The sequence below is a fragment of the Shewanella sp. 5S214 genome, assembly GCF_041439795.1.
GTDB classification, from domain to species: Bacteria; Pseudomonadota; Gammaproteobacteria; order Enterobacterales; family Shewanellaceae; genus Shewanella; species Shewanella vesiculosa.
Map to the genome: position 1 here is coordinate 237,968 of NZ_JBGOOV010000001.1, position 20,844 is coordinate 258,811.

15 protein-coding genes are annotated in these 20,844 nt (G+C 41.4%); 10 read left to right on the forward strand and 5 right to left on the reverse strand.

The window, feature by feature from the left end; all coding sequences use genetic code 11:
- Nucleotides 1–81: 81 nt before the first annotated feature.
- The gene (gyrA, locus tag ACED29_RS00945; protein WP_124014759.1) at nucleotides 82–2,817 is read right to left on the reverse strand and encodes a DNA gyrase subunit A; all 2,736 of its coding nucleotides are present in this window, start codon (nucleotides 2,815–2,817) and stop codon (nucleotides 82–84) included.
- A gap of 387 nt (nucleotides 2,818–3,204) precedes the next feature.
- Between gyrA and ubiG the strand changes: the two genes are divergently transcribed.
- The 5 genes from ubiG to yfaE all read left to right on the forward strand — a co-directional run bounded on the left by ubiG (nucleotide 3,205) and on the right by yfaE (nucleotide 9,147).
- Complete coding sequence (ubiG, locus tag ACED29_RS00950) at nucleotides 3,205–3,927, forward strand: bifunctional 2-polyprenyl-6-hydroxyphenol methylase/3-demethylubiquinol 3-O-methyltransferase UbiG (protein WP_182697284.1); 723 nt, start codon at nucleotides 3,205–3,207, stop codon at nucleotides 3,925–3,927.
- A gap of 127 nt (nucleotides 3,928–4,054) precedes the next feature.
- Entirely contained in the window at nucleotides 4,055–4,726 is a 672-nt protein-coding gene (locus ACED29_RS00955; protein WP_182756249.1) for an HAD family hydrolase, read from the forward strand.
- A 542-nt stretch (nucleotides 4,727–5,268) separates the two neighbouring features.
- Nucleotides 5,269–7,557 carry a class 1a ribonucleoside-diphosphate reductase subunit alpha gene (gene nrdA / locus ACED29_RS00960; RefSeq protein WP_124014756.1) on the forward strand — a complete coding sequence of 763 codons (2,289 nt, stop codon included), beginning with the start codon at nucleotides 5,269–5,271 and terminating at the stop codon, nucleotides 7,555–7,557.
- Between the two features lie 71 nt (nucleotides 7,558–7,628).
- Nucleotides 7,629–8,759, forward strand: a complete 1,131-nt coding sequence (gene nrdB, locus ACED29_RS00965) for a class Ia ribonucleoside-diphosphate reductase subunit beta (RefSeq protein ID WP_182697282.1) — start codon at nucleotides 7,629–7,631, stop codon at nucleotides 8,757–8,759.
- Nucleotides 8,749–9,147, forward strand: a complete 399-nt coding sequence (gene yfaE / locus ACED29_RS00970) for a class I ribonucleotide reductase maintenance protein YfaE (protein WP_182722855.1) — start codon at nucleotides 8,749–8,751, stop codon at nucleotides 9,145–9,147. The genes nrdB and yfaE overlap by 11 nt, the downstream gene beginning before the upstream one ends.
- A gap of 621 nt (nucleotides 9,148–9,768) precedes the next feature.
- On the opposite strand, the gene ACED29_RS00975 is transcribed toward yfaE, so the two are convergent.
- Both ACED29_RS00975 and ACED29_RS00980 read right to left on the reverse strand, forming a co-directional pair.
- Nucleotides 9,769–10,623 (reverse strand): hypothetical protein, encoded by an 855-nt coding sequence (locus tag ACED29_RS00975; RefSeq protein ID WP_371696753.1) that lies wholly within the window; start codon nucleotides 10,621–10,623, stop codon nucleotides 9,769–9,771.
- A gap of 42 nt (nucleotides 10,624–10,665) precedes the next feature.
- Nucleotides 10,666–11,814, reverse strand: a complete 1,149-nt coding sequence (locus ACED29_RS00980; RefSeq protein ID WP_124014753.1) for a BamA/TamA family outer membrane protein — start codon at nucleotides 11,812–11,814, stop codon at nucleotides 10,666–10,668.
- A 572-nt stretch (nucleotides 11,815–12,386) separates the two neighbouring features.
- On the opposite strand from ACED29_RS00980, the gene ACED29_RS00985 reads away from it, so the two are divergent.
- Nucleotides 12,387–13,250: a PA4780 family RIO1-like protein kinase gene (locus ACED29_RS00985; RefSeq protein WP_124014752.1), complete on the forward strand. Its 864-nt coding sequence runs from the start codon at nucleotides 12,387–12,389 to the stop codon at nucleotides 13,248–13,250.
- A 396-nt stretch (nucleotides 13,251–13,646) separates the two neighbouring features.
- Complete coding sequence (locus ACED29_RS00990; protein WP_182697280.1) at nucleotides 13,647–13,970, forward strand: hypothetical protein; 324 nt, start codon at nucleotides 13,647–13,649, stop codon at nucleotides 13,968–13,970.
- A gap of 429 nt (nucleotides 13,971–14,399) precedes the next feature.
- Here ACED29_RS00990 and ACED29_RS00995 read toward each other — a convergent pair whose 3' ends face one another.
- A complete protein-coding gene (locus tag ACED29_RS00995; protein WP_124014750.1) occupies nucleotides 14,400–14,690 on the reverse strand; it encodes a hypothetical protein in 291 nt (96 codons plus the stop codon).
- Nucleotides 14,691–14,980: 290 nt separating this feature from the next.
- Here ACED29_RS00995 and ACED29_RS01000 point away from each other — a divergent pair, with 290 nt between their 5' ends.
- Both ACED29_RS01000 and yghU read left to right on the forward strand, forming a co-directional pair.
- Complete coding sequence (locus ACED29_RS01000) at nucleotides 14,981–15,655, forward strand: haloacid dehalogenase type II (RefSeq protein ID WP_371696756.1); 675 nt, start codon at nucleotides 14,981–14,983, stop codon at nucleotides 15,653–15,655.
- Nucleotides 15,656–15,807: 152 nt separating this feature from the next.
- The gene (gene yghU / locus ACED29_RS01005; RefSeq protein WP_182697279.1) at nucleotides 15,808–16,665 is read left to right on the forward strand and encodes a glutathione-dependent disulfide-bond oxidoreductase; all 858 of its coding nucleotides are present in this window, start codon (nucleotides 15,808–15,810) and stop codon (nucleotides 16,663–16,665) included.
- 141 nt (nucleotides 16,666–16,806) lie between these two features.
- Here yghU and ACED29_RS01010 read toward each other — a convergent pair whose 3' ends face one another.
- Nucleotides 16,807–18,822: an FAD-dependent oxidoreductase gene (locus tag ACED29_RS01010; protein WP_182722852.1), complete on the reverse strand. Its 2,016-nt coding sequence runs from the start codon at nucleotides 18,820–18,822 to the stop codon at nucleotides 16,807–16,809.
- Between the two features lie 163 nt (nucleotides 18,823–18,985).
- On the opposite strand from ACED29_RS01010, the gene sppA reads away from it, so the two are divergent.
- Entirely contained in the window at nucleotides 18,986–20,830 is a 1,845-nt protein-coding gene (sppA, locus tag ACED29_RS01015; RefSeq protein ID WP_371696758.1) for a signal peptide peptidase SppA, read from the forward strand.
- Nucleotides 20,831–20,844: the final 14 nt, after the last annotated feature.

A 20,844-nucleotide genomic window follows, 5' to 3' on the forward strand; every position in this document is an offset into this window, starting at 1 on the left:
TATTTTGATGAATTATTTTCCGTAAAATAAAACGAGCGCCATAAGGCGCTCGTTATTGATGTTACAAAGTAAACGTTCAGGTTAGTCCTGTTCGTCGCTCTCGACATCACTTTGTCCGTCACTCTCTACGTCAGACTCAGTAGACTCAGCCGCTTCAAGGTCAATCGCTTCACCTTCGATAATGTCCGCAGGTGGAATAACATTGCCTTCTGCGTCTAACAACTCTTCGGTTTGAATCTCTTCAATACGCTGCAAACCAACGACTTTCTCGTCTTCTGCGGTACGAATGATCGTCACACCTTGAGTGTTACGACCAATAATAGATACACCTTCTGCAGGAGTACGCACTAAGGTGCCTTTATTACTGATCAGCATAATTTCGTCAAAAGTACCTACTTGAACGGCACCAACAACTTCACCATTACGCTCACTGACTTTAATCGATACCACACCTTTAGTGCCACGGCTCTTCGCTGGGTATTCACTCAGCTCAGTACGCTTACCATAACCATTTTCGGTTACGGTTAAGATAGCGCCGTCACCTTTAGGCACAATTAACGACACCACTTTTTGGCCAGCATCAAGCTTAATGCCACGAACACCCGTTGCAGTACGGCCCATAGGGCGCAATGCAATCACTTCTTCGCCAGTTTCAGCATCAATCTTCACTTCACCGGTTTCAGAATCACGCGCTTTCTCATTAAAGCGAACCACTTTACCTTCGTTAGAGAACAACATAATGTCGTCACTACCTTCAGTAATATCAACGCCAATTAATTGGTCGCCGTCTTTTAGGTTCACAGCAATAATGCCGTTTGCACGAGGGTTACTGTACGCCGTTAATGCTGTTTTCTTAACGGTACCGTGTGCTGTAGCCATAATGATAAACTTATCATCAGCATACTCACGTACCGGTAGAATGGCAGTAATGTGCTCACCGTCAGAAAGTGGTAATAAGTTAACAATTGGACGACCACGGGCAGTACGACTGGCCAAAGGTAATTGATACACTTTTAACCAATACATTTTACCAAAGTCAGAGAAACATAAGATGGTGTCATGGGTGTTCGCCACCAATAACTTCTCAACAAAGTCTTCATCTTTTACTTTAGTTGCCGCTTTGCCTTTACCACCACGACGCTGCGCTTGGTAGTCGGACAATACTTGGTATTTTGCATAACCTAAGTGAGACAAGGTTACTACAACGTCTTCTTCATTGATTAAGTCTTCAAGACTCATATCAATTTCGTTAGCGTTGATAATCGTACGACGCTCATCACCGTATTGCTCAAGAATTTCTTCTAGCTCTTCTTTAATCACTTCCATCAAGCGTGATGGATTACGAAGAATGAATAACAGGCCTGCGATAAGTACTAATAGCTCTTCATACTCAGCTAAAATTTTATCGTGCTCAAGACCGGTTAAACGGTGTAAACGTAACTCTAGAATAGCTTGTGCTTGTTGCTCAGTTAAATAGTACTGACCATCGCGAATACCATACTCTGGCTCTAACCATTCTGGACGAGCTGCATCGTCACCCGCTTTTTCAAGCATGCCTTGTACATGGCCTAACTCCCAACCTTGTGCGACTAATTTAGCTTTAGCTTCAGCCGGTGTAGGCGAGGCTTTAATCAGTGCAATGATCGGATCGATGTTAGCCAGTGCAATAGCAAGTGCTTCAAGGATGTGGGCGCGTTCGCGGGCTTTGCGTAATTCAAATACTGTACGACGGGTAACTACTTCACGACGGTGAAGAATAAAACACTCAAGCATTTCTTTAAGGTTAAACAATTTAGGCTGACCATTGGTCAATGCCACCATGTTAATACCAAAAGAACACTGCATTTGTGTTTGAGCATATAAGTTGTTTAATACAACCTCACCCACTTCACCGCGTTTGATTTCAATAACAATACGCATACCGTCTTTATCAGACTCGTCGCGTAGGCCACTGATACCTTCTAATTTTTTATCTTTAACAAGTTCAGCGATTTTTTCAATCAAACGCGCCTTGTTAACTTGATATGGAATTTCATGAACAATAATACGTTCACGACCATTCTCTTCCGTTTCGATTTCCGCTTTAGAACGCATGATCGCGCGACCGCGGCCGGTGTTGTACGCATCAATAATACCTTTGCGGCCATTAATCGATGCTGCCGTTGGAAAATCTGGACCTGGAATGTATTCCATTAACTGTTCAATCGATAAGCTTGGGTCTTCGATTAACGCCAAACAGCCTTTGACCACTTCAGTTAAATTGTGTGGTGGAATATTGGTGGCCATACCAACCGCAATACCCGATGAACCGTTAATTAATAGGTTCGGTACGCGTGTTGGTAACACCGCAGGGATCATCTCAGTGCCATCGTAGTTAGGCACAAAATCCACAGTTTCTTTTTCAAGGTCGGCTAATAATGAATGCGCCAACTTTTGCATGCGGATTTCGGTATAACGCATCGCAGCTGCAGAGTCACCGTCGACAGAACCAAAGTTTCCTTGTCCATCAACTAAGGTGTAACGTAGCGAGAATGGTTGCGCCATACGTACAATAGTATCGTATACAGCTGTGTCACCATGTGGGTGATACTTACCAATTACGTCACCAACGACACGAGCGGATTTTTTATATGGTTTGTTCCAATCGTTTTTTAATTCGCTCATTGCGAACAAAACCCGACGGTGAACAGGTTTTAACCCATCACGAACGTCAGGCAATGCACGACCTACAATTACGCTCATGGCATAATCAAGGTAAGAATTCTTAAGTTCGTCTTCGATGTTAATTGGCGAAATAGATGATGCCAGATCAGTCATAAACTGCGCGTTCCTCTAAAGTGAGCTGACAATAAAACTTCCATATTATTATCTAGCTTAAAAACGTGATTTGGCATTCTAACACAGATAATTAATGTCGCCAGAACAAAGACCTGTCAAATGCTCTATGACTCTTAAAAATGATAAAAAAGCTAATATATTCAGCGAATTTATATTATTGGCACATGAATATAGGCTGATAAATAAGTCATAATCAAAGCCAATTTGCTGATGCTTTAAGCAGTTAAGAGCACAATTTTACAATTAAGCGGGCTTAAGTGGATGTTTTATGAGCAAGTGTGAACAAGCCAAGCCATTGTTGACTACTATTCACAAAGGTTATCGTTATAATAGCCATCATACTTTATTAGACACTTAGGTTAAGTTATGTCACACGCTGAACAATCGACACCCAATGTTGATCCGCAAGAGATCGCAAAATTTGAAGCCATGGCACAAACATGGTGGGATCTCAATGGCGAGTTCAAGCCATTGCACTTACTTAATCCACTGCGTTTAAACTACATTGATCAAACCGCTGGCGGTATTTTCGATAAGAAAGTGCTTGATGTTGGCTGTGGCGGTGGCATTTTGTCAGAAAGTATGGCTCGCCTGGGTGCACACGTTGATGGTATTGACATGGGAACTGAACCACTTGAAGTGGCAAAACTGCATGCATTAGATTCTGGGGTAGCGGTTAACTATCTTAAAACTACCGCCGAAGCACACCGCGATACGCACCGCGAGCAATACGATGTAGTAACCTGTATGGAAATGCTTGAGCATGTACCGGATCCACAATCGGTAATTCAAGCATGTTGTGACATGGTTAAACCCAATGGTTTTGTATTTATCTCGACGATTAACCGCAATATGATGTCATACCTTAAAACCATAATCGGCGCTGAATATCTATTAAAAATGCTTCCAATTGGCACCCACGATCACAGTAAATTTATTCGCCCGTCTGAACTGATGGCATTAGTCGATAACACCGATTTATTGTGCAGAGATGCATTAGGTATTACCTACAATCCTCTATCTGGTGTATTTAAGTACACCAAGAGTGTCGATGTTAACTATATGATAGCCACACAAAAAATAGATTAGCCAGCCTATGTTTTTCACTGTTGCAACAGTGAAAAACATAAATGAAGCCCAATAGCGTTATGTTATACCGATAACGCTATTAAAGGCTGCGTGGATTTACTGCCATTTCTCTGTGAGGAGCTAACTCTTGCATATGCACGACATTAAAGGGGTACTGTTCGATTTAGACGGTACCTTAGCCGACACCGCACCTGATTTAGTCCAAGCATTAAATTTGAGTTTAGACGAAGCCGGTTTTAAGGTTCAAACGCTTGAAACCATGCGCCATGCGGCTTCACATGGCAGTTTATATTTGGTCAAGACCGCCATACCACAGGCAGATGAACACGTTCAACTTGATATTCAACAAGCACTACTGCGCCATTATGCACGCATTAATGGCGATCACAGCCGTTTGTTCGACGATTTACCCGAACTCTTAACCCTATTAGATTCCCAAGCCATTCCCTACGGTGTCGTCACCAATAAGCCAGCTCGATTTGCTCGGCCATTAATACAAAAGCTGGGCTTAACCGATAAACTGAAAACCATGATCAGCGGCGATAGTACCTGTCACGCTAAACCTCATACTGCGCCGATGTTATTAGCCGCTCAACAAATAGCCATCGCACCTCAAAGTATTTTATACCTAGGTGATGCTGAGCGTGATTTAGTTGCCGCTCGCAACGCAAGTATGATAGGTGGCATTGCCTTATGGGGCTATTTATCACCCAGCGACACACCGAATACATGGCCAGCAACATGCCAATTTGAACATGGTGCAGCATTAAAACACTTTTTTACTCCGTCGTCTTTTTGAGATCGATTCATCGAAAATACACCTCTGAATGCATCATTGGCTAAAGATTATGCTGACAATCACTTACCGATCAAAAGCCCTAAAAGATCAATCTAAAATTGAGGGTAAATTTTCGATCGCTGTTTATTTTAGCGATCAAAACTTTCTTATTTGATGGTTGAAAAAATATCATTTATAAAAAACACGTTATAAATTTGGGCTCTAGGGTTAGCTGTCACTAACCCTGCCGTTTATCCTCAAGTTATCCACAAGAAGTTAATATAATTGTGGCTTGCAAAAAAACTCAAACCTCACTATCTTGTATCTTAGATTTTAAATAACACCATATCTTGTGTGTGGCCGACAATCAAAACACTACTCCACAGCATAACAAGGAGATAGATGTTAACTGAACGTATTGGTGGTTTACTGCCATGTTGTGAGTACCTTCAAGTTGATTGTTTTAACATGGAATTGTTTTGTAACGGGTTCAGATCGAACCCAGCAGCACTGAATCCAACAACAGATCACATGATTAGATATAGAACCAAGGCCTCTCTTCAATGAATAGCAATATGACAGTCACTAAACGCAGTGGCGAACGTGAATCGATCGATTTAGATAAAATTCATCGCGTGATCACTTGGGCAGCCAAGGGATTAAAAAACGTCTCAGTATCTGAAGTAGAACTTCGATCTCATCTGCAGTTTTTTGATGGCATTCCAACTGAAGCCATTCATGAAACGATCATTAAGGCCGCGGCTGACTTGATCTCTCCTGAGTCACCTGATTACCAATTTGTGGCAGCCCGCTTAGCGGTATTCCACTTACGTAAAAAAGCGTTTGGCCAATTTGAACCGCCTAAGCTATTCGATCATGTCACCAAGTTAGTTGAAATTGGTAAATATGACATGCACATCATGGCGGATTACAGCCGTGAAGAATTAGACATCCTTGATGGCTATATTGATCACTGGCGTGACATGAATTTCTCTTACGCCGCAGTCAAGCAGCTAGAGGGTAAATACTTGGTTCAAAACCGTGTGACTCACGAAGTATATGAAAGCGCACAGTTTTTATACATCTTAGTCGCAGCGTGTTTGTTTGCTCGTTATCCGAAAGAAATCCGTTTGAAGTACATTAAAGACTTCTATGACGCGACATCTTTATTTAAGATTTCACTTCCAACGCCAATCATGGCGGGTGTTCGTACACCGACACGTCAATTCAGCTCATGTGTACTCATCGAGTGTGATGACAGCCTAGACTCAATCAATGCTACGGCATCGTCTATTGTTAAATACGTGAGCCAACGTGCTGGTATTGGTATTAATGCAGGCCGTATTCGTGCTTTAGGTAGCCCTATTCGTGGCGGTGAAGCATTCCACACCGGTTGTTTACCGTTTTATAAGTATTTCCAAACGGCGGTTAAGTCTTGTTCCCAAGGCGGAGTCCGTGGTGGTGCAGCAACACTGTTCTACCCGTTATGGCATCTAGAAGTTGAATCACTGCTAGTACTGAAAAATAACCGTGGTGTTGAAGACAACCGTGTGCGTCATCTTGATTACGGCGTGCAGCTAAACAAATTAATGTACCAACGTTTAATCAAAGGCGACTACATTAGCTTATTCAGTCCATCTGATGTGCCTGGCCTTTACGATGCTTTCTTTGAAGACCAAGTCGAATTTGAACGTTTATACCTGCAGTATGAGCAAGACAGCAGCATACGTAAAAAGCAGATCAAAGCAGTTGAATTGTTTTCACTGATGATGCAAGAACGTGCCTCTACTGGCCGTATCTATATTCAAAACGTCGACCATTGTAATACGCACAGTCCATTTGACTCTAAAGTAGCACCGATTAAGCAATCTAACTTATGTTTAGAAATTGCCTTGCCGACTAAACCGTTAACTAACATTGACGATCCAGACGGTGAAATCGCCTTATGTACTTTATCAGCGCTTAACTTAGGTGCGATTAAGGATTTATCTGAACTTGAGCCTTTAGCAGATTTAGCTGTGCGTGCATTAGATAACTTACTTGATTATCAAGATTACCCAATCAAAGCCGCGCAAACCAGCTCAATGAATCGCCGTACTTTAGGTATTGGTGTGATTAACTTTGCCAACTATTTGGCTAAAAATGGTAAAAAGTACTCTGACGGTTCAGCAAATAACCTGACTCATAAAACCTTTGAAGCAATTCAGTTCTATTTACTCAAAGCGTCAATGAACTTAGCTAAAGAGCAAGGTGCATGTCCGTTATTCCACGAGACAACTTATTCGAAAGGTATTTTACCTATCGACACCTATAAGCGCGATTTAGATAAAATTTGTGACGAACCATTGCACATGGATTGGGAAGGTTTACGTAGCGATATTAAGCAGTACGGCTTACGTAATTCGACCTTGTCTGCATTAATGCCTTCTGAGACTTCATCGCAAATTTCAAATGCGACTAATGGTATTGAGCCTCCACGTGGATTGATCAGCGTTAAGGCCAGTAAAGACGGGCAGTTAAAGCAAGTAGTACCAGACTTTGAGTTGCTTAAAGACAAGTATGAACTGCTGTGGAATATGCCAAATAATGATGGTTATATCCAGCTTGTTGGTTTAATGCAGAAGTTTATCGATCAAGCGATTTCAGCCAATACCAATTATGACCCAAGCCGTTTTGAAGGCGGTCGTGTACCAATGCAAACCTTGCTTAAAGACCTGTTAAGTGTCTACAAGCTAGGGATTAAAACATTGTATTATCATAACACTCGCGACGGTGCTTCTGATCAATTTGACGACATTATTGCTGTCGAAGAAGAAGACGATGGCTGCGGTGGCGGTGCGTGTAAAATTTAATCTTCACTTTATGTATATTTAGCGGGGGTCTTCCCCGCTTTTGGAAAATGCGTTTTCAGGACACCTAAATAATGGCTTACTCAACATTTTGTCAAATACCTAACGATTCGACCAAAGAACCTATGTTTTTCGGTCAATCCGTGAATGTGGCACGCTACGATCAGCAAAAATATGAAATTTTTGAAAAACTGATTGAAAAGCAATTAAGTTTCTTCTGGCGCCCAGAAGAAGTTGATGTCAGTCGCGACAAAATTGATTTCGGTGATTTACCTGACCATGAAAAACATATTTTTCTGTCAAACCTTAAATACCAAACATTGCTCGACTCTATTCAAGGGCGTTCACCTAACGTAGCGTTTTTACCGTTAGTATCGCTACCTGAATTAGAAACCTGGATTGAAACCTGGTCATTTTCTGAAACGATTCACTCGCGTTCGTACACTCATATTATTCGTAATATTGTTAACAATCCTTCTGTGGTGTTTGACGATATTGTGCAAAATGATGAAATTTTAAAGCGTGCCGGTGATATTGCGGCTTATTACGATGATTTAATTCACCTTACCCAGATTAATAACCTGTTAGGCGAAGGCACTCATGTGATCGACGGCAAAGAAATTACCGTTAACTCACGCATACTGAAAAAGTCATTATATTTGTGCATGATGTCGGTTAATGCTTTAGAAGCGATTCGTTTCTATGTCAGTTTTGCATGTTCATTTGCTTTTGCTGAGCGTCGCGTTATGGAAGGTAATGCTAAAATCATTCGCCTGATTGCCCGTGATGAAGCCTTGCACCTTAACGGTACGCAACACATATTAAGCTTAATGCAAGGCGGCAAAGACGATCCTGAAATGGCCGAGATTGCAGCTGAATGTAAGCAAGAGGCCTACGACTTATTTGTCAAAGCGGCAGAACAAGAAAAAGCATGGGCCAAGTATTTATTTAAAGACGGATCAATGATTGGTCTTAACGAACAGATTTTGTGCCAGTATGTTGAATTTATTACTAATCAGCGGATGAAATCGGTACATTTACCACAGCCATACGAAGAATCGTCAAATCCTCTTCCGTGGATGAAAAACTGGTTAGAAAGTGATGCAGTACAGGTTGCCCCACAAGAAGTTGAAGTGTCTTCATACCTTGTAGGACAAATTGATTCTTCTGTTGATGGCGATGAGTTTTTAGATTTTGACCTATAAAACATTTTTCAAAAAAGCGCCTATTGTAAGCTTGAAAGGACAGCCGGTTATTTTATTTGACGGCCAACACTCAAGCTTACTAGAAGCGCTTGAAGCGAAAAAAGTAAAAGTATTTTCAGAGTGTCGCAACGGTTTTTGCGGCGCCTGTAAAACCACAGTCATATCAGGAGAAGTCAGCTACCTCTCCAAACCTCTGGCAGAGCTTAAGTCTAACGAATGTCTGCCCTGCTGCTGTGTGCCTGAAAGCGATTTAAACCTCAAATTATCCACTGAGGGCGTACAAATTGTGGCTAAACGTCAATATGCGGCGGAAAATAGTAGCCATAAACAGACAACAGCATTAACCCAGCAGTTACAGATAACCCCCAAATTAGCCCACGAAGGTTAATCGATAAATTATTCTGTACTGTTTCTTGTATTTCAGTTGATCTGTTCCGTTAAACGACATCAGCAAATATCTTGCAGTAAATGGATTGCAGCGGCTGTATTGACCTTTACATACAAAGGTTAGGATTACGGCTCAACTGTTGGGATTTAACTATTGAGGTTTAACCTACTCGCTGATATTCAGGGCGAAAATGAATGGTATTTGTTTACCCAACTGAATCTAAACCTTCCAGCACTAATGCTAATCTAATCTTAACCTCAGTTATCTCCATAACAGCAGATCGCGGTATATTTTATCGCCGCTAACACTATTATCTTAAGCACATATGTCTCTTCATCAGCTTGGTTATTTTTAGCAGTAACACTGTCTATTTAACCTGAACTCGGGATAAGCATTGGACAAGAAAAGCCTGAAGGAGTGATGTTAAATAGGGCAGGCAAAAAGCGGATTGTAGCGCGACTGATATACCTAACGTCAGCTTAACCCTATGACTAACACTGATAACTGAAACTGAATCGCCATAATATGGAGCATGAAGGGATCAATAAGCAGCGTTTAAGCTTGTTATCGGGACAACAAGCTATTCAGAGGACATCGCTTATCACCTCTTTACGTTAGCGATTAACTATTGCTCAAAGCGTCGCAAGATGACACGTAACTGTCTAACTCAATATTCCCTTGTAAAATAATCCCATGGTAATGTGCTTTTACCAGTTGATAATCTATGCTCGGCGCAAAATAGTAAGTCACCTCTTCCGCCCCAGTTTGCTCAACGGGTATAAGTTGTAATTCTCCCCAGGGTGCGATGTTAGAGGTGAGTGGGTCTTTAACATAGTACTGATAGGATTCAACCGCATCAGAGGCTTGTCTTATCAGCGCAAATTGCTGTCGCCCGTTGAGTAAATACTCACGAATTTGAATGGCTAGAGTATCAACATCTCTGAGCGGTATGCTATTTGATTGGTAATGGCTGACTTCACCATCAACATCAACACGAGAGCCGAGACCGTGATTTTCTAGAGTGACTTGCATGTCTCGGGCACGAAAGCCGGTCACTTGTTGATGAAACTTATGCGTTAGCCATTCATGAGTGGAATTTGACCAAGATAACTCAGTGCGCTGCTGGTATTGAGTGCCAATACCTAAAATACTGGCTTTACTTGTTGAGGTAATAACGGCTGATTTACCCTGCCAGTTCTCGGTGCGGGTCATGTTACCCATGTGCAGACCACTGAGAAAAATAGAGTAATGAAAGTTTCGCTGACACTCTTGCTCAACCTCAGCGGCCATGGCACTACTACTGTGCAGCAATCCACTTGAAAAACCGAGAATCATCAGTATTCTCGTTGCCGCTAAACAAGCTGTGGTTGATACATTAATATGACAATACCTTGTCAGTATCGGTCTTATTGGTGCCATTGATGTCACTAGAAAAAGCATTTCGGTTTTCTTTTCCTTTAAAAATAGGAATCGCATGAAGGCCTTATAAGCAATAATAAGACCTTAGGAAATATCGACTTAAAAAACTTCATTTACATTTAAGTAGAAGTTAGTGTCGTTCTCACCCACCCCAACGTCAAAACGTAAATTAATATTGTCTTTAATTTTAAAGCGGAATCCAGTGCCGTAGGCGGTTAATAGAGTATCCGTTAACTCACTGACTTTAGGCGCAACACTGCCGACCGAGCCCCAAAATACCATGCCATAGCGCTGAAATATTGGTAATCGATATTCAACCTGTCCCATCATCATTTGCTCATCGCGATATCGGCCTCTAATGTAACCGCGCATCGCATCTGAACCGCCAAGGTCAGGTAAAAGATTCCACGGCACGTCACCACTGGTAAGGTGACCTTGAACTTGCCAAGCGATTAATCCAGGTGTTGTCCCTAAATCGATATAATTCGCTAATTCAATATTATAGGTAGAAAACGAATCGAATTGGTCATTTTGATATAATCCAGCATCCAGCTGAAACAACCAACCTTTTGTCGCATTTAAACGATAATCTCTTGAGTCATAAATACTGGTGATCACAACACCTGAGCTAAAATTATCTGGCAAAAGGCTATTTGCATCAACAGGGGCTTGGGTGGCAACTAATTCTAGACTGTCTGCTGTGGTATAAATAAAATCAGCACCTACGCCAATAAAATAGTTATCGGCGACTTCGGTCATCCAGCGCGGTTTAAAACTATACAGTTGTTCTTTGAATTCGTGATGATTAAGGTCTTGATCGCCTTGTTCAATCCCGACACCATAATACACTGCAGCTTCGTTGTGCAGCTCTAAATCAAGGAGCAATCGCTGCTTACCTTGATTTAAAAACGTCATGTTCTCGACTGTAACGCCATAGGATTGATTCATTGATGCAAACGAGTTCAATACTAATGATGAGGGCTGCTCTTCACTCGATGCATTATCGGTTTTATATAACCCTACCATTAATAGCCCTACACCAAACTTCTTCTCTGGGGTGTAATAAGCCGTAGGCAAATAGCTCATATCAATGGTTTTAGTGTCATCAAACTCACCATCGGCACCAAACACAGACAAAATATTATCAATCCATGTGGGTTGCATGTCTTTGGGGGTTTCAAAAAGAGGTTCAACTGCGTTGGCGGCGTTAGAAAAAATAAATAGTGCTAAAAGTAAGGTCCGTTTCATAAAAACTCTATTAAATGTAAAAAGAATTAGGCTTGCATGATGACTTCCATGCCAATGATTGAATCAAGCTTGTGTTAGTTGGCTCCGTAATACTAAGTGGTAAAAGCTGTTGTCGATACAATGGTTTCAAATTCAATAACGATCAAATCTTCAAGTATTATCCTCGCTATCACTCAATACTAACTGAATAAAAACTGAAGCCTTACTGAAGATAACGCTTATTTGAGTCAGAATTTAACCATTATCTCTTCCTCAAGCATCACTGTAGACATACTCTATTTGGCATCATTTACGTCAATGATACCACTAGTGTTCATAATGCCTGCTAATATAGCATATTCAGTGGTTAATATTGATGATAACTCCGAGCTCAGCCGATGGGCCTCACTCGGGGGAAATGTATAACATCAGCTATATTTAGGTGGGTTGCTACAGGATTTTGATTCATTAGACAAGAGTATACAAACGACAAATTCAGTAATATATGCCTCATTTAATCAGTGATCCATCTGCAAGTAAAAATTATTTCCTTAGATATATCATCCAGCGCGCAAGTAAGGTATAACGACGCTATGAAAACGCCTATACGATTACAACCACTGGTTGACGATGGTCTCGTCGATGAAGTGATAAGCCAACTCATGAGTGGCAAAGAAGCTACGGTCTATATGATCAGATGTGGCGATGCGATCCGCTGCGCGAAAGTGTATAAGGAAGCCACTAAACGCAGCTTTAAAAAAGCAGCACAATATCAAGAAGGTCGAAAAACCAAAAACAGTCGTCGTGGTCGAGCCATGGAAAAAGGCTCTAAATACGGTCGAGAAGAACAAGAAAAAGCCTGGCAAAATGCCGAGGTCGATGCATTATACAAATGCGCGGCGGCTAAAATTAGAGTACCTGTGCCTTATGGCTGCTTTGATGGTGTGCTACTAATGGAGTTGATCACCAATATTCATGGTGATGTTGCACCGCGATTAAACGACGTAACACAGATGAGTGTCGAGCAAGCACAAAGCCAGCATTACATTATGATGGGCTATGTTGTGCGTATGCTATGTGCGGGTATTGTGCATGGCGATTTGTCTGAGTTTAACGTGCTGGTCGACAAAGATGGTCCAGTGATCATTGACTTGCCTCAAGCTGTTGATGCATCAGCCAACAATAATGCCAAAGCAATGTTATTTCGTGATGTGAATAATATGACTGACTATTATTCACAATTTGCCCCAGAATTAGCCGCGACAAAATACGCTAAAGAAATGTGGGCCTTGTATGAACAAGGTGAATTAACACCAGAAACACAGTTAACCGGTTTGTTTGAAGAAGACACCACAGCCGCTGATGTGGATTCTGTATTAGAAGAAATCAACGCTGCTTTTGAAGAAGCTCAAGAAAGACGCGAGCGTATGAGCGAAGCGAACAACGACGAGTATTAAATCGATAGTTCATTCATGTGAACACCTAGGGAGACGTACGGACAAATTATCGAAGCTTTTATAGAAGATATAGTCTGGTAAATGTCTCCCTATTCTTTAGCTCTAATGAAAACGCAGAATCACGTACGCCCCCTTGTTAATTAAGCAGCAAGTTGTGTAAATATAAACGCTAGCTGCCTAAACTCTTCCGATTTGTGCAACCATAGCTAATCCTATTACGAACAAATACAATAATGTCCTTAATGGCTAAATCAGATCCTTTTTCCGCCATAGTCAGCAGAGAATCTTACCCTTGGCACACAGGCAAAATAATCAATTTCACCGCCTTACATAACCTTACTTTTATCATGGTTAATTAGGTGTATAATAAGATTGAAAGTTAACAAGGAGAATATTATGAATAGCTATGTTGTATCAGTATTACTCGTTTGTCTTACTACTTCTTTGCCTGTTACTGCTATTGGAAATGAAAATGGAGCCATGAGAATGTCTCAGATGCCTGTATTTTCCGATTTTGATAAGAATCAAGACAAATTGATATCTGAAGAGGAATTTGTGCAATTTCAAAAAGCACGGCAAGAGTTGCATCAATCTGAAGGGCGCATGTTAAAAAATGCCTCACGTGATGGTATGTTTGAACGTATCGATTTGGATCACAATAAGTTTATTGATGCTGAAGAGTTTCAATCTCATCGTGAAATGATGAGAAAGTCTAAATAATCTCTGCTCGGGATAATAATCAATATCACTTTAGAGAGGTCATCAACATCACCTCTCTTTTTAAATACACGAAACGAGAGCACATGAGATTTAGCCATCTCAATCAGCATAATAGAACGTCTAACTCCCCCCTTTCCAATCAAACACCATTCAAACTTGGCTTTATCGGGCTTATGCTTTGCGCAGTTCTCTGTACAGCCCTAGAGATCAATTGGCCAGTGAAAATAATATCACTATATTGTCGACGTTTTTATACGCTTGTGATGATTTTATCCCGAACAAACATCGCCTCGGCCCTTTGGCTTATCAATGTTGACTATGTGTAGGTAAATGGCTAAAACACTGGGTCACACAGTCTCAGGTACTCATTGCTGCGTCGAATATCATAGCCTCAACATCACGAACTATCACCAAGCTAAAATGGATAAATTATTCTGCCGCAACAAGCTTGCTTTTAAACACGCCGTAAAAGGCAATGCAGGCACCAGCAAAACCTAAGAAAGAACACACCAGACGATAGTCATTGTTGTCGATAAAGAAATTAGCCACACTAAATACCAATAAAATCAATAAACCAATATTTTTGGTCATCATCATTTTAGGCTCAAACATCAGCCATTGTTCGCATTTAGGGCATTGTGTTTCAACGCCATGTTTACCTTTGCGTACTTGTTTAAGTGCCTTGCGGGCAAACACACCCTGACAACGAGGACATTCCATTTTACATCACCTTTAATGATTTTTAATCAATATAATACAATGAATTAACTTAGTATCAAAGCTTATCATTCAACCCAATTTCTGATAAGTATAACAAACACCTTTGATTATTTATTAATTTTAACGATCGCTCAAAATCATATTTGAACGAATGTTACAGTTAGTTTATAGTCAAGGGAACTTGGGCATCATTAGCAAAATAAACACCGCATAGATGTGGATATTAACAACCTAGCTTGGCTACTTATTCAGAGCTTCAGCATTGACCATACACTCACAGAGCAATAATCATGAATAAAGTCATTGGATTTGATGTTTATGGCACCTTAGTGGATCCGCTAGAGATGGGCCAACATCTGCAACAACTGATTGGCGATAAAGCGCTAGAGTTTGCGCAACTGTGGCACGATAAAAAAGTCGAGTATGCGTTTCGTCGCGGATTAATGCAGCAATATGCAGATTTTGCAGTTTGTACTCAACAAGCACTGCAATATTGTTTGACGGTTTACAACCTTACCCTCACTGCAAGTGCACAACAGCAACTGCTGGCAAAATTTAGTCAACTATCGGCCTTTGAGGATGTTATTGTTGGCCTAGCATTACTGCGTAATCAAGGCCATACCCTAGTCGCATTTTCAAATGGTCCAGAACTAGCCGTGCGCAATTTAATGCATAATGCTGGCGTGTTACCTCAATTACATGATGTCATCAGCGTGGACGACCTACAGACCTTTAAACCTAATCCTGCGGTTTACCATTATTTAATCAACCGCACTCAAACTGATCCCACTCATTGTTGGATGGTATCGAGCAATCCCTGGGATGTTATTGGTGCAAAAGCTGCTGGACTTAACACAGCTTGGATCCAACGCGACAGTAAAAAAGTATTTGACCCCTGGGGCATTGAGCCAGACTTAACCGTCAGCAATTTAATCGAATTAAGTGAACAGTTAGAAGCCTGGTAATAAATAATTAACATGTTGCATTTAAACAATAAAAGCATAACTCATACGCGTTGATGCTAATACATTATAGCGATACACGCTACACTCATAATATTGTGCTAAGCGCATTATAAATTTACATAACCTGCTTTCAGGTTGTACAAGGATATTTTATGACTAACCAATATACCCCACCTAAAGTTTGGCAAAATAATACCAATGGAGCTAACAAGTGGGCGAGTATTAATAGCCCTGAGTCAGGTGCTAGATTCGATAAACAACTGCCTGTCGGTAAGCATTCTTTACAACTCTATTCCCTTGGTACACCCAACGGGCAAAAAGTAACTATTCTGTTAGAAGAGTTACTTGCATTAGGCATTAAAGAAGCGGAATACGATGCTTATCTGATTAACATCGGAGAAAAAGATCAATTTTCGTCAGGGTTCGTTGCAGTCAATCCAAACTCAAAAATTCCTGCTTTATTGGATAAATCTGCTGATGAAGATGTGACTGTGTTTGAATCAGCTTCAATTTTGGTTCATCTAGCAGAGAAATTTGACCAATTCCTGCCTAAAGATGGTAAAGCCAGAACGCAAACATTTAACTGGCTGTTCTGGGCCCAAGGCTCTGCCCCATTCCTTGGCGGTGGTTTTGGTCATTTTTACGCTTATGCTGATGAAAAGCAGGAATACCCGATTAACCGTTTTGCAATGGAAGTGAAACGCCAATTAGATGTGTTGGATAAACAACTGGCAAGTAACACCTTTGTAACCGGTGAAGAATACACCATTGCAGACATCGCCATATGGCCTTGGTATGGCAACTTAGTCTTAGGTAATTTATACAGTGCCGCTGAGTTTTTAGATGTTGCCAGCTATAAAAATGTAACTCGTTGGGCCAATGAAGTATTAGCTCGCCCGGCTGTTCAACGTGGCAAAATAGTTAACACTTCATGGGGCGAACCATGGGAAATGTTACCAAATCGTCACAGTGCAGCAGACATTGATGCCGTATTAGCATTAAAGCCTTAATCTAAGCCCACAAATAACAGCTGATGAGCTAACCTCGTCAGCGTATTAAAAAGCCTTCTGCAATACAGAAGGCTTTTTATTTAATTCACGTTATGAAAGTGCTCTCAATGCAATCAGGTAAATACTCGCATTTCACAATGATTAGATGCTCATGGCAAGCTCAGCGCCTTGACGGATAGCCCGTTTAGCGTCTAATTCTGCAGCTACATCTACCCCGCCAATTAGGTGCACTGGCAAGCCACTGCTCTTCATTTCATCAACCAGACTGAGATTAGACATTTGTCCTGCACACAACACCACGTTATCAACAGCCAGAATTTCAGATTGTTCGCCGACTTTAATATGCAGCCCTTGCTCATCAAACTTTTCGTAACTTACACCAGTTTTCATGTGAACCTGATGCTGTTTTAACACACTACGATGGATCCAGCCGGTTGTTTTACCTAAGCCTTTACCCATTTTGGTGGTTTTACGTTGCAATAAATACACTTCACGACCAGGGACATGTTCAGCTTCTGCAGTTAATCCGCCAGCGTGTTGATAGGTCTTATCAATGCCCCACTGTTTTAACCATTTATCGGGTTGCAAGGTGCTCGATTCTAATTCACATAAGAAATGCGCCATGTCAAAACCGATACCGCCAGCACCAATTAGCGCTACGGTTTTACCAATCTCAACTTGGCCAGTTAATACTTGTTGATAATCGACCACTTTAGGATTATCAAAACCCGGTAGTTTTAAAGCGCGAGGGACAACACCTGAAGCAATGACCACTTCATCGAATTTCTCAGTAGCTAATACCGCTGCATCTAATTTAGTGTTAAGACGCAATTCAACCTTATGTAGCCTAATTTGATTCATAAAGTATCGAATGGTTTCGTTAAACTCTTCTTTACCCGGTATTTTACGGGCCAAATTAAACTGACCACCGACCTCTGACTTGGCTTCAAATAATACGACCTCATGACCACGAGACGCAGCATAAACAGAGAAAGCCATACCTGCTGGGCCCGCCCCCATAACAGCAATGCGCTTTTTATGGGTGGTAGGTAGAAAATTAATTTCGGTTTCATAACAAGCGCGAGGATTAACTAAACAGGTTGCTCGTTTCATCGAAAAGGTATGGTCCAAACACGCCTGATTACAACCAATGCAAGTATTAATCAATTCAGGGGTATTGGCAGCAGCTTTATTCACAAACTCAGCATCAGCTAAAAATGGTCGGGCCATTGACACCATGTCAGCTTGACCCGAGGCAATAATTGCCTCGCCAATTTCTGGGGTATTAATTCGGTTCGTGGCGATTAACGGTATTTTGACTTCTTGTTTGAGTTTTTCAGTCACCCAAGAGAATGCACCACGCGGCACACTGGTCGAAATTGTCGGAACACGCGCTTCATGCCAACCGATGCCAGTATTAATAATACTCACGCCCGCTTGTTCAAGGGATTTAGCCAGCTGTACCACTTCGTCCCACGTTGAGCCATTGTCGACTAAGTCGAGCATCGATAAGCGGAACACAATAATAAAATCACTGCCAACCTTGTGTCGAATAGCGTTGACGATTTCAATCGGGAATTTAACCCGATTTTCATAACTGCCACCCCATTCATCACTGCGTTTATTGGTACGCGAACTGATAAATTGATTGATTAGATACCCTTCAGAGCCCATCACTTCAACACCATCATAACCAGCTTTTTTTGCCAAGGCGGCACTGGTTGCGTAATCCTTAATGGTTGAGCGCACTTGGCGTGCAGACATCGCTGAAGGAGTAAAAGGGGTAATAGGTGATTTAACTTTGCTCGGCGCTAAACTAAAAGGATGATAACTGTAACGGCCCGCATGCAAAATTTGCATACAGATTTTACCGCCCGCCTCATGCACGGCATCGGTGACGATTTTATGTTTACCGACTTGCCAAGAAAAGCTTAATTGACAAGCATGTGGCGCTAAACGGCCGCGCAAATTAGGTGCGATACCGCCAGTAACGATTAACCCTACGCCACCTTGAGCACGCTCTTTATAAAAAGCTGCCAGTTTCTCAAATCCGCCTTTTTCTTCTTCTAAACCCGTGTGCATTGAGCCCATCAACACGCGGTTTTTCAGCTTTGTAAAGCCGAGATCTAAAGGTTCTAATAAGTGTGGAAACGACATTCAAACATCCTTTTTAAACAAGTGATTTAAATCAGCATACCCTGACAGTAAATTTTGCTCAATCATTTAAACGCTCCCTTGTTAAAAACCTTTACAATTGAATTTCACATTTATATTGATTTTCAGTTAGGATGACTACATTAGACTGATAAAGGAGTGGCAAATGTCCGCTAAACCCTCGTTTTTAAAAAGGATGTTTTTACTGTTATGGAATACAGTAAACGGTATCCGCAAGTTAATCATCAACATCATATTTTTTGGTTTGTTGGCCGTCATCGCTGTGGTATTGCTCAATAGCGAAGATGAGATTGTCATCGAAGATCAAACAGCCTTAGTACTAAACTTATCTGGCAGCATAGTCGATCAAAAACATTATGTTGATCCAATTGAAATGGCATTAAAACAGGGACAAGCTAATGATCCCGAAGGTGAAATGTTATTAGCAGATATTCTTTATACTATTAATAACGCCACTGAAGATAAACGTATCAATAGCATAGTGTTGGATTTGGCCAATCTTCAAGATGCTGGCATCAGTAAAATGACCGCCATAGGTGAAGCATTAAATCAGTTTAAAGCGGCTGACAAATCGGTGATAGCCATGGCCAATGGCTATGATCAAAACCAATACTTTTTAGCCAGCTTTGCGGACAAAATATACCTTAATAACCAAGGTATGGTGTCGCTTGATGGGTTAAGTCGTTACCGTTTATATTACAAAGCGGCATTGGACAAGTTGAAAATTACGACTCATGTATTCAGAGTTGGTACGTTTAAATCTGCTGTAGAACCCTTTATCCGTGATGATATGTCTGATGCGGATAAACAAGCCAGCAAGGTATTACTAAATGATATTTGGCAGAGCTACTCAACCATTGTGGCCAGTAACCGTCAAATTGCCCCCGACCAATTAGTGTTAACCACTGATGAGTACTTGGCTCAGCTTGATAAAGCTGAAGGTGACAGTGCTAAAATGGCTATAAACATGAAATGGGTCGACGAGCTGGTTTCTGCAGATGCATTTCGCGTTGCCATGATTGAGCGTGTTGGTAGTGATAAAGAAGGTAAAAACTTTAAACAAATTAGTTTTAATGACTACCGCAAATTAACGGCGCCAATGCCTCAATTTATTGAGCATGACTCTGTAGCGGTTATCGTTGCCAAAGGTACCATCCTTAACGGTAAACAACCTGCTGGACAAATTGGTGGCGAAAGTACCTCTGCACTGCTGATGAAAGCTCGCTTTGACGACAAAGTCAAAGCCGTCGTACTGAGAGTTGATAGCCCTGGCGGCAGTGCATTTGCCTCAGAGCAAATTCGTCAAGAAGTGTTAGCGCTAAAAGCGGCAGGTAAACCTGTAGTGGTAAGCATGGGGAGCCTAGCGGCGTCTGGTGGCTATTGGATATCAGCCAGTGCCGATTATATTGTCGCAACCCCAACTACCCTAACCGGTTCGATTGGTATTTTTGGTATGTTTGCTACATTTGAACAAGCACTGAGCCATTTTGGGGTGACCTCTGATGGCGTGGCAACCTCTGAATGGGCTGGATTGTCGCCGGTTCGGGAATTAAGCCCTCAAGTTGCTGCGGTAATTCAACGTCATATTGAACGTGGTTATCATGAGTTTATCTCTCTTGTGGCTACAGAGCGTCATATGACGCTTGAGCAAGTTGACGAAATTGCTCAAGGCCGTGTTTGGACAGGTAAACGCGCATTAACCTTAGGTCTAGTTGATGAGTTAGGTGACATGGATATTGCATTAGCCAAAGCGGCTGATTTAGCTAAAATGGACAAATTTGATGTGAAAGTGATTGAACAAGAACTCAGCGCTGAACAACAAATTATGCAGCAATTCATGGGGGCTGTGGCCGCTTATGTACCAGACAGCGTTCGTCAGACCAACATAGTTGAAAAGTTTGTCAGTCAGTGGGCTGGTGCATTTGAGACATTGTCAATGTTTGATGATCCTAACCATGCTTATTTGTATTGCGAAAACTGTAATTATTAACCTATTGCATCACC

Excerpts from the sequence above, each read along its gene's own strand:
- gyrA (WP_124014759.1), bottom strand. The coding sequence starts at position 2,817 with ATGACTGATCTGGCATCATCTATTTCGCCAATTAACATCGAAGACGAA.
- ubiG (WP_182697284.1), top strand. The coding sequence starts at position 3,205 with ATGTCACACGCTGAACAATCGACACCCAATGTTGATCCGCAAGAGATC.
- nrdA (WP_124014756.1), top strand. The coding sequence starts at position 5,269 with ATGAATAGCAATATGACAGTCACTAAACGCAGTGGCGAACGTGAATCG.
- nrdB (WP_182697282.1), top strand. The coding sequence starts at position 7,629 with ATGGCTTACTCAACATTTTGTCAAATACCTAACGATTCGACCAAAGAA.
- ACED29_RS00975 (WP_371696753.1), bottom strand. The coding sequence starts at position 10,623 with ATGCGATTCCTATTTTTAAAGGAAAAGAAAACCGAAATGCTTTTTCTA.
- ACED29_RS00980 (WP_124014753.1), bottom strand. The coding sequence starts at position 11,814 with ATGAAACGGACCTTACTTTTAGCACTATTTATTTTTTCTAACGCCGCC.
- ACED29_RS00985 (WP_124014752.1), top strand. The coding sequence starts at position 12,387 with ATGAAAACGCCTATACGATTACAACCACTGGTTGACGATGGTCTCGTC.
- ACED29_RS00990 (WP_182697280.1), top strand. The coding sequence starts at position 13,647 with ATGAATAGCTATGTTGTATCAGTATTACTCGTTTGTCTTACTACTTCT.
- ACED29_RS00995 (WP_124014750.1), bottom strand. The coding sequence starts at position 14,690 with ATGGAATGTCCTCGTTGTCAGGGTGTGTTTGCCCGCAAGGCACTTAAA.
- ACED29_RS01000 (WP_371696756.1), top strand. The coding sequence starts at position 14,981 with ATGAATAAAGTCATTGGATTTGATGTTTATGGCACCTTAGTGGATCCG.
- yghU (WP_182697279.1), top strand. The coding sequence starts at position 15,808 with ATGACTAACCAATATACCCCACCTAAAGTTTGGCAAAATAATACCAAT.
- ACED29_RS01010 (WP_182722852.1), bottom strand. The coding sequence starts at position 18,822 with ATGTCGTTTCCACACTTATTAGAACCTTTAGATCTCGGCTTTACAAAG.
- sppA (WP_371696758.1), top strand. The coding sequence starts at position 18,986 with ATGTCCGCTAAACCCTCGTTTTTAAAAAGGATGTTTTTACTGTTATGG.